The sequence below is a fragment of the Synechococcales cyanobacterium T60_A2020_003 genome (genome assembly GCA_015272205.1).
Lineage (GTDB): Bacteria > Cyanobacteriota > Cyanobacteriia > RECH01 > RECH01 > JACYMB01.
Window position 1 is genome coordinate 1 of the sequence record JACYMB010000063.1, and the last position, 7740, is coordinate 7740.

Consider the following 7740-nt stretch of genomic DNA (forward strand, 5'->3'; position numbering starts at 1 on the left):
ATCCCGCCTTTGAAACGGATATCTATGAGGCGATCGCCCCTCGTCAGGTGGTCGCTGCCCGAAACAGTTTTGGCGGCACGGGCTTTGATCAGGTGCGTATAGCCTTGGAATCGGCGCGATCGCGCATGGCGGAAACCTAGGCGATCGCCCACAGTATACGAACTAGGGACAACACAGTATGAAAGCAGTAGTGATGACAGCACCGGGGAATCCCAATGTGCTGAAAATGCAGGACGTTCCCATGCCCGAACTACGGGGCGATCGCGATGTGTTGGTGCGGCTGGTGGCGGCGGGGGTGAATCCCATTGATACCAAGGTGCGATCGCGCGGCACGTTTTACCCGGATTACGACTCCGCCATTCTGGGATGCGATGGAGCAGGTGTCATTGAGGCGATCGGCGCATCGGTAGAGGGCTTTAGCATCGGCGATGAGGTGTACTTTTCCCAGGGTGGCTTGGGTGCGCCGGGGGGAAATTATGCCGAGTACACCGTCGTGGATTCTCGATTTATTGCCCCTAAACCGAAGTCGATCGGCTTTGCAGAGGCCGCCGCTTCACCCCTCGTGCTGTTAACAGCATGGGAAGCCCTGGTTGACCGGGCAAGGTTGCAATCCGGACAGCAAGCCTTCATTCAAGCCGGGGCGGGCGGCGTGGGTCATGTGGCGATTCAGCTTGCCCACAACATCGGTGCGACGGTGTGTACAACGGTGAGCAACGAGGAAAAAGCGGAATTTGTAGAATCTTTGGGTGCCGATCAGTCGATTCTGTATCCCCAAACGGATGTGGTGGATGCCGTGCTGTCCTGGAGTGGCGGCGGCGTGGATGTGGCCTTTGACACCCTTGGCGGACGGTCTTTCTCGCAGTGTTTTGCCGTCACCAACGTGTACGGCGATGTAGTGACGCTTCTGGCTCCCGATGCCGAAACCGACTGGAAAACCGCACGCGATCGTAACCTCCGCGTCAGCTATGAACTGATGCTCACCCCCCAACTGAAGGGAATGGTAGAGGCTCAACAGCACCAAGCCCATATTTTGCGCCAGTGTGCAGCTCTCATCGATCAGGGCAAACTCCAGATCCACGTCAGCCACCAACTGCCCCTCGCGGAGGCTGCCGAAGCCCACCGCCTGATCGAGCAGGGATCAACTACGGGCAAGATTGTGCTGATGATCTAGCGAATTCAGCATTTGATCGGCACAATAGAACCACATCGGCTGTTTTGGAGAGCGGAGGTTTCCCTATGCAATCCCTTTCTGCGCCCACTCTCGCACCCGGTCAGTTGCGTCGGGTTCATCATGTCGCCTTCAACGTGAAGGATATGCAGACATCGCGCTATTTTTATGGAACGGTGTTGGGATTACATGAACTGACGGGCGACGAGGTTCCGTCAACGCTGGTGTCGCTAGTTCGTGAGGGAAAAGTCGCCAACTTTGTCACCCCAGACGGGACAGTGATCGATCTCTTTTGGGAACCGGACTTAGACCCGCCCGCCTCCGACCCAACCCAGCAGTTTACCCGTGCCAACCATCTAGCGTTTGACATTGATCCGGCATACTTTGAAGAGGCGATTGCCGTTCTCCAGGCTCATCATGTCCAGATTGATCATGGCCCTGTCACGCGCCCCACAGGACGAGGCATTTATTTTTACGACCCCGATGGATTTTTGATCGAAATTCGCTGTGATCCAGGCTAAGTTATCACCCTTGTAGCACAGTTGGTTCAACCCAAGGATTCGTCTTCGCAGGCGCAGGCTGTAACTGGACGGGTAGTTCTATGGAAAATCGCGTTCCATCCTGGGGTGAGGACTGGAATTCCAAAGTTCCCCGGTGTTTGTCCACAACAATTTGCTGACTAATCGAGAGTCCTAATCGGTTCCTTTCCCGGCAGGTTTGGTCGTGAAAAAGGCATCAAAGATTTTTTGTTGTACCTCTAGGGGAATGCCAGGGCCATTATCCGCAATTTCAATACGGGCGCGATCGCCCCAGGGAGCCAGAATCGGGTTACTTTGCACCACGCTGGTTGTAATACGAATTTCAGGATGAGTGACTTGGCGTTGCTCAAAGGCCATCTCTAGGGCATCAATGGCGTTGCTAATCAGGTTCATAAACACCTGGTTAATCTGACTGGCATGGCATTCTACCAAGGGCAGTTCCCCATAGTTCCTCACAACCTTAATCGCCGGGGCATCCGGCTTGGCTTTGAGGCGATTCTGCAGAATGAGCAGCGTACTTTCCAGACCTTCGTGGAGATCGACGGGTTTAGTCTCGGCCTCGTCAATCCGTGAAAAGTTCCGCAGAGACAGCACAATTTTACGAATGCGATCGGCTCCCAGTTTCATGGAGTCCATGAGACGGGGTAGATCCTCCTGAAGAAACTCTAGGTCAATAGCTAACACTCCGATAGCGCGAGTCACAAATTTCCATCAAGTCAAGACAATAGCGATCGCTGCCTCAATGTTCGATAATCAACCCACAGGCCAAAATCTCTAAGGCAGCGCGATCGCACGCTCCGGGTTGCCCCAAGGCATCCCGCATCCGTTGGTAATCCTGGGTTAGGCTTTGCCGATGTTCGGGTTGGAGAAGCTCTAGCGCGGTTTGGGCGATCGCCTCTGGTGTAGCCGCATCCTGAAGAAACTCCGGCACGATCGACTCCATTAGCACAATGTTGGCAGGGGACATGAAGGGAATGCTGAACTTGAGAATAGTGGTCGCAATCCAGGCTGTGACTGGACTCACCCGATACACCACCACCTGGGGCACATTCATCAACGCTAATTCTAGATTTACCGTTCCCGATTTGGTCAGAGCCAGATCTGCGGCGGCGATCGCCTGCTCCGAGATGTTCACTATCGTTGCCTGCAATCCATAGTCTCGAATGGCGGCCTCAATCGCCGGACGATAGGTTTCCAACGATAAGGGAATCCAAAACCGAACCTCTGGGCGCTGGGCTTGAATCTGCTGGGCTGCAGCAAACATCACTGGCATCAGATATTTAATCTCTTGCCGTCGCGAGGCCGGAATGAGGGCGATCGCCAGTTGATCCGCATCTATTCCTAACTGATTTCGCGCCTCAGCTCGCGTGGGCCAATGCTCCACTCGATCCAGCAAGGGATGACCCAACCAAGTCACATTCGCACCGTGCTTAGAGTAGTAACGGGCTTCCTCTGGAAAAATTGCCAAAAGGCGATCGCTCATCTCCACAATTCGCTGCGTGTTGCGAAGACTCACCGACCACACCCACTCCTGGGGACTGATGTAGTAAACCATCGGTACCCCTGGAAACTGCCGCCGAATAAATCGGGCAATCCTTACATTGGCTCCAAAGTAATCAATCAACACCACCACATCGGGCGGATGATCGCGCAAGTAGGCTTCTACCCGACGCTGCAAGAGCACCGTGGGCAAAATGAAGGGCAACGTTTCCAATAAGCCCACCGAGCCGATCGCACTCGTATTTTCGAGAAGGGTGGCTCCGGCAGCCTTCATGCGATCGCCCCCCAAGGCAATAATCTCTAGGTCAACGTCGTGTTTGGACGTTTGCCGATACAGCGCCTCAATCAAGAGCGATCCCTGGAGATCCCCCGACACCTCTCCCGTACTGATGAAAATACGAGGCATGGGGCACCCTAATCCTCGTGGGAGAGGCGTTTTGCCTTTCCGGGAATCAGGCCGCGTCGTCCATGGGATTTGGATAACACCAGGAAATCGTGCAAGTGCTGAAGGTGGGGATTAGGGTACAGACGATTCATCTCGTTGAGCACCTCTTGGAAGGACAACCCTGAACGGTACAGCAACCGAAAGGCTTGCTTCAGCGATTGAACTACTTGACCGTTATCGACATCGGCAATACCTGCCCGCTTTAGACCGACCTGATTGAGCGATCGCACCCGCGAGGGATTCCCTTCCACAAGCATGTAGGGAGGCACATCTCGATCAATCCGGCTCATGCCGCCGATCATGGCTAAACGCCCAATATGCACAAATTGGTGCACCCCTAAAACGCCGCTAATCCGAGCCTGGGACTCAATGTGAACGTGTCCCGCCAGCGCTACCCCATTGGCAATAATGACGCGATCGCCCAGCACGCAGTTATGTCCCACGTGAACATAGGCCATCAGCAAATTGCCATCGCCCAGCACCGTAGCCTCCCCTGCCCCCGTCGCACGGTTAATGGTGACATACTCCCGAATCAGGTTATCGTCCCCAATTTTGACCATCGTGGGCGAGCCGTCATACTTCAAATCTTGTGGTTCCAGACCGATCACCGCCCCTGGAAAGATCTGATTCCGAGCGCCTATCTCCGTCCAGCCCTCAATCACCGCATGGGCACCAATGCTGGTTCCTGGGCCTACCTTGACCTTACTGCCAATGACCGCATACGCACCGACCTGAACCGTTGGGTGGAGGTCGGCTCCGGCATGAATCACAGCAGTAGGATGAATCAAGGTAGTCAAGGATTTGTCTCCGTATGCGTTTGAGTATAGGACAGCTAGGATACTCCAATACCGAGGATTGCGGGTCGATTACCAGTCCACAATAGAGAACATCAGTTCTCCCTCGGCAACCAGTTGTCCATCTACTTCAGCGCGGCCCTGCATTTTACCGAATCGACGACGCTTCACGGTAATCAGTTCAACGGTCATCACCAGTTGATCCCCCGGCACCACGGGACGGCGAAAACGGACTTTATCAATACCCGCAAACATGAACAGCCCATCAGGACAGTCCGGGATTTGGGTCAGCACAATACCGCCCACCTGCGCCATGGCTTCAATAATGAGCACCCCTGGCATAATGGGACGCCCTGGAAAGTGCCCTTGGAATTGAGGCTCATTGAAGGTGACATTTTTGATGCCCACCGCCATCTTTCCCGGAACAAAGTCAATAATGCGATCGACTAATGCGAATGGATAACGGTGCGGCAAGAGGCGGTGGATTTCCTCGATGCTAAACGTTGTTTTTTCTGGAGCCACAGATGGATCGCTCTCCTGTTCCGCCTCAAGGGTGAGCTGAGGGTTGGAGGTGTGAATGTCGGTCAGTGTAGACATGGGCAAATTTACGAATGAACCTTTGAGAACAAGAACACCCAGAGCCATCCGCTTAAAACCTAAGCATCTGTTACTCTAAGCTGTGCCAGTTGGGTTGCTAATTGAGCATGTAACCGATGACTGGCCTTATAGGCCAACAGGTGAGCAAGAGGAAAATACCCCAACAGACTAATATCCCCTACTAAGTCTAAAAGTTTATGACGGACGGGTTCATTTGGAAATCGCAATGGCGGATTTAGCCACTGAGATTCATCACAAACGAGCGCATTGTCTAGACTACCGCCTTTGATCAACCCTTGTTGCCGCAAGTAGTCCACCTGATGGGCAAGGCCAAAGGTGCGAGCAGGGGCGATCGCCTCTGCAAACGACTCCTGAACAGGCGACCAACTATACCATTGGTTGCCAATAGCCGCACTCTCAAAGTCAATACCGTAGGTAAATCGCAGCGTTTCAGAGGGTAGAGCCGCAACAAAAGCATCGCCATCCCGTATCCAAATTGGCTCTGTCACCGGGACGATCGGACGAGGCACGTCTTGGGATACCGCACCCGCTTGGGCGATCGCCTCCACCCACGGCTGAGCCGAACCATCTAACAGGGGGGCTTCTGCACCGTCAATCTCGATCCGAGCATCGTCTATCCCTAGTCCGGCCAAGGCAGCCAGCAAGTGTTCCACGGTTCGCACTAAGGCATTGCCTGCTCGCAGCTCAGTCGATAGAACTGTTTGACCCACCGCATCGACCCGCGCAGGAATCACAGGCATATCCGGTAAATCAACCCGCACAAAGGAGCGTCCTGCCAGAGGGTGGGTTGGCAGAATCCGCACACGAGTGGTTTCCCCAGAATGAAGCCCCACCCCCGAAAGCTCGATAGGTTGTCCAAGCGTTTGCCGACTCATGCCGATGATGCGCGGAAGCAAAGAATGCCATTGAGTAGATGAGGGCGTAAAATGGTTTGCCCCTGGTGCAGATGTATTCACAGCCTAGAACCGCTCCCCGATACCAAAGTGGAATCGAGTATCGCCTTGATCGTTAATGCCATAGTCGAGGCGCAGGGGGCCTAAGGGCGTATCCAACCGCACACCCACACCAAAGCCAGCACCCGTTCCGGGCTTTTCCCGTATCCCTGCCGGATTGCCCGGCACCTCATCTGCTGTTCCTAAGTCTGTTCCAAAGTCCGCAAATAGCACACCACGCACGATGGAGAAGACAGGGAAGCGATATTCCACCGTTGCCTGGAAATAACTCTGGCCAGTGCCAAGTTCACCAAAGTCATAGCCCCGAACAGAATCTGTTCCTCCTAATGCGAACGCTTCGTAGGGAGGCACATCACCTAAAATAGTGCCGCCCTGAACGTTAAAGGCAAAGGTTTCTGGGCCATCGGAAAATCCGATGAAATTGACGGGAACGTAGAAGCTATAGCTACTCCGCAATCGGTTCATAAGAATGCTGCCCGAACCAATGGGAGCCGTTTGATCCATGTTGAACCGGAAGACAGAGCCGGAGGTCGGCTGAAGTGCGTCATTCCGAGAGTCGTTCACGAGTCCTACTTGGAACATGAACAAATCGTCTTCGCCTGTATCGCTGAAGCTGAGGTTGTTACCCAGTGCATCTTCAGGCGCAATGTTGTTATCTGCATCTCGAATGGTCACGTGCTGGTACGAAAAACCGGCGAAGGCAGTCCAGTCTTCCCATCCCAACCATTCATCGAGAGGACGCGTAAACCGGACACCCCCCCCTAATCGATTGACCCGGGGGCGATCGCCACAGTCATCGCATCTGGGCTTATCGTCATCCGGAAGCGTAACCTCACGCTCCCCTCCATCGAAAATCGATGAAATGGTTCGTCGGTTAAACGCATTGACGGTGTAAGACGTCTGGTAGGGATCACCCCCAATCCACGGATCTGTGAATCCAATATCAAACGAAAAGTCTCGCAGACCAAGCTGCACCTCAGCGCTTAGGCTTTGATTATTCCCACCGAAGTTACGCTCCTGATAGCTGACGGTTCCAAACACCCCCTCTGGACCCAGACCGAGACCGGCGGCAATGGATCCGGTATCTCGCTCAGTCACGTTCACAACCATATCAACCTTGGCGGGGTCATCACCCGGTTCTAGCCCAAGACGCACGTCTTCAAAAATCCCGAGATTGAACAAGCGCTGTAGGTCTTGCTCAATTTGAGCCTGGTTAAAGACATCGCCCGGTTGGGTTTCAAACTCACGCGTAATGATAAAGTCACGCGTGCGCCCATCAATAGGATTGCCCTCTTCATCGACGGTTTCCCCTTCCGAAGTCACAAACTGAACGCGGATATCCTCTACGACACCTTCCACAACTTCAATCGTGACCACCCCATCATCTGCCACCTGAGGCGCATCAATCACCTGTGCCAGAACATAGCCATTGTCCTGATACCACTGATTAATTTGTTCAACGCCAATGCGGAATCGGTTCAGGTTCAGAATTTCACCGTACTGGTCACTAAAGGCCGCCTCTACCTCACTATCGGGGAGTACCTGATTCCCTTCCACCACCACCGATTGGAGAATCGGGTTCGGATCAACGGTATAGGTTACTCGTACTCCTAGGGGCGTATCCTCAGGGGTGACGCGCACGTTAGAAAAGAAGCCCGTTGCAAATATGGCGTTAATGTCTGCCTGGAGTTGGCTACGGGTAGCAGTACGACCGGGTTGAGTC

8 protein-coding genes and 1 pseudogene are annotated in these 7740 nt (G+C 53.9%); 3 read left to right on the forward strand and 6 right to left on the reverse strand.

Annotation, left to right across the window (positions count from 1 at the left end; genetic code table 11):
* The 3 genes from IGR76_03265 to IGR76_03275 form a co-directional block, all read left to right on the forward strand.
* A partial coding sequence (locus IGR76_03265) for a hypothetical protein (GenBank protein MBF2077548.1) occupies positions 1 to 140 on the forward strand: 140 nt, incomplete at its 5' end.
* A gap of 38 nt (positions 141 to 178) precedes the next feature.
* Positions 179 to 1171 carry a zinc-dependent alcohol dehydrogenase family protein gene (locus IGR76_03270; GenBank protein MBF2077549.1) on the forward strand — a complete coding sequence of 331 codons (993 nt, stop codon included), beginning with the start codon at positions 179 to 181 and terminating at the stop codon, positions 1169 to 1171.
* A gap of 65 nt (positions 1172 to 1236) precedes the next feature.
* Positions 1237 to 1689 (forward strand): VOC family protein, encoded by a 453-nt coding sequence (locus IGR76_03275; protein MBF2077550.1) that lies wholly within the window; start codon positions 1237 to 1239, stop codon positions 1687 to 1689.
* Between the two features lie 4 nt (positions 1690 to 1693).
* On the opposite strand, the pseudogene IGR76_03280 reads toward IGR76_03275, so the two are convergent.
* The 6 genes and pseudogenes from IGR76_03280 to IGR76_03305 form a co-directional block, all read right to left on the reverse strand.
* Positions 1694 to 2343, reverse strand: a pseudogene (locus IGR76_03280) (HAMP domain-containing histidine kinase).
* A 103-nt stretch (positions 2344 to 2446) separates the two neighbouring features.
* Positions 2447 to 3613 (reverse strand): lipid-A-disaccharide synthase, encoded by a 1167-nt coding sequence (gene lpxB, locus IGR76_03285; GenBank protein MBF2077551.1) that lies wholly within the window; start codon positions 3611 to 3613, stop codon positions 2447 to 2449.
* A gap of 8 nt (positions 3614 to 3621) precedes the next feature.
* A complete protein-coding gene (gene lpxA / locus IGR76_03290; protein MBF2077552.1) occupies positions 3622 to 4449 on the reverse strand; it encodes an acyl-ACP--UDP-N-acetylglucosamine O-acyltransferase in 828 nt (275 codons plus the stop codon).
* A gap of 69 nt (positions 4450 to 4518) precedes the next feature.
* The gene (gene fabZ / locus IGR76_03295) at positions 4519 to 5043 is read right to left on the reverse strand and encodes a 3-hydroxyacyl-ACP dehydratase FabZ (protein MBF2077553.1); all 525 of its coding nucleotides are present in this window, start codon (positions 5041 to 5043) and stop codon (positions 4519 to 4521) included.
* 59 nt (positions 5044 to 5102) lie between these two features.
* Complete coding sequence (locus IGR76_03300) at positions 5103 to 5939, reverse strand: UDP-3-O-acyl-N-acetylglucosamine deacetylase (GenBank protein MBF2077554.1); 837 nt, start codon at positions 5937 to 5939, stop codon at positions 5103 to 5105.
* A gap of 84 nt (positions 5940 to 6023) precedes the next feature.
* A partial coding sequence (locus IGR76_03305; protein ID MBF2077555.1) for a BamA/TamA family outer membrane protein occupies positions 6024 to 7740 on the reverse strand: 1717 nt, incomplete at its 5' end.